Source organism: Mesorhizobium sp. WSM1293 (assembly GCF_000513875.1).
GTDB classification, from domain to species: Bacteria; Pseudomonadota; Alphaproteobacteria; order Rhizobiales; family Rhizobiaceae; genus Mesorhizobium; species Mesorhizobium ciceri.
Window position 1 is genome coordinate 1 of sequence record NZ_AZUV01000053.1, and the last position, 1068, is coordinate 1068.

A 1068-nucleotide genomic window follows, 5' to 3' on the forward strand; every position below is an offset into this window, starting at 1 on the left:
GGGCTAGCGTGCGCACACATTTGCTTCGGGTTCATTTTTGTGAGGCGAGAACGAAGCCGTCGACGATGGCGTTGAAGCGTCTGAGGCCTTGGGTGAAGGTGATGGGTCCTGGCGGGCGTTCCTTTTCGTAGCCGTTCCAGCCTCCGAGCCTGGCGATACACCAGGCGGCCCAGGCGAGCGTGTGCGTGGGGTGGGGGTTCTTCTGCTTTTGGGTCTTGCCTTCGAGTTTGGCGATGAGCACGTTCAGGACGGTGATCTCGGTGGGATCGAAGAGACGTGCGGCCTGGAAGCCCTGGCCCGGCGAACCACGCCCGTGCACGAGTTGCATGACCCTGGTGGCGACGACCAGGGCGGCGGCGGCCAGGCGTTCGAGCGCATCGCCATCGGCGATGAGACTTTCCTCCAGATCGATGGCCTGCGACTTCACGGTCCGGAACAGCTGCTCGACGATCCAACGCGAGCGGTACATCTCGACGATGCGGCAGGCATCGGCCAGCGTGTTGACGCAATGTGTGGTTAGAAGCCGCCAGGTCACCGCTTCCTTCGGCGAAGGTGGATCGATCTCACGCACTTCCACCATGTTGAGCGTGAGTTCACGCGGATCGCGACTGTCGGCGCCAAGGCGCGGCTGGCGCAAGCTCACCGCCGCAAAGCGAACGGCCAGTTCGACGGTGCGGCCCGGCCGGCCAGGACGTGCCTGCAGCTCGAAGGCAATGCGGCCGGCTTCCGAGGTCTTGGCGATCGCGCTGAACAGGCGCTCGCCCCGCGCGCCCAAAACCCGATCCCGTACAGCGCGGATGAGCACATGGGTGCGCTCGCCGGGAAGCCTTGCAAACACTTCGTAGATGTCGGCTTCGCGGTCGCCGACCACCGTCATCTGCGGCGTGTCGGTCAGCGCCTGGCATGCCGCCTTGGCGGTGCCGATCCATTTGTGGCTTTCCTTGTCTTCGATCGGCAGCGCCTGGTAGTCATCCGCCTTCTTTGCCTCGCGCCGCCAGATCGTGGCCCCTGCAAGGCCAAGGACCGAGCCGTCCTCGGCATCCACGGCCAGCGCCGGATGCACGAACA

General features: G+C 65.0%; 1 protein-coding gene. It reads right to left on the bottom strand.

Annotation, left to right across the window (positions count from 1 at the left end):
- Positions 1–31: 31 nt before the first annotated feature.
- Positions 32–1068 (bottom strand): IS4 family transposase (locus M729_RS01000000136270; protein ID WP_032809658.1); only part of this gene is annotated, 1037 nt, incomplete at its 5' end.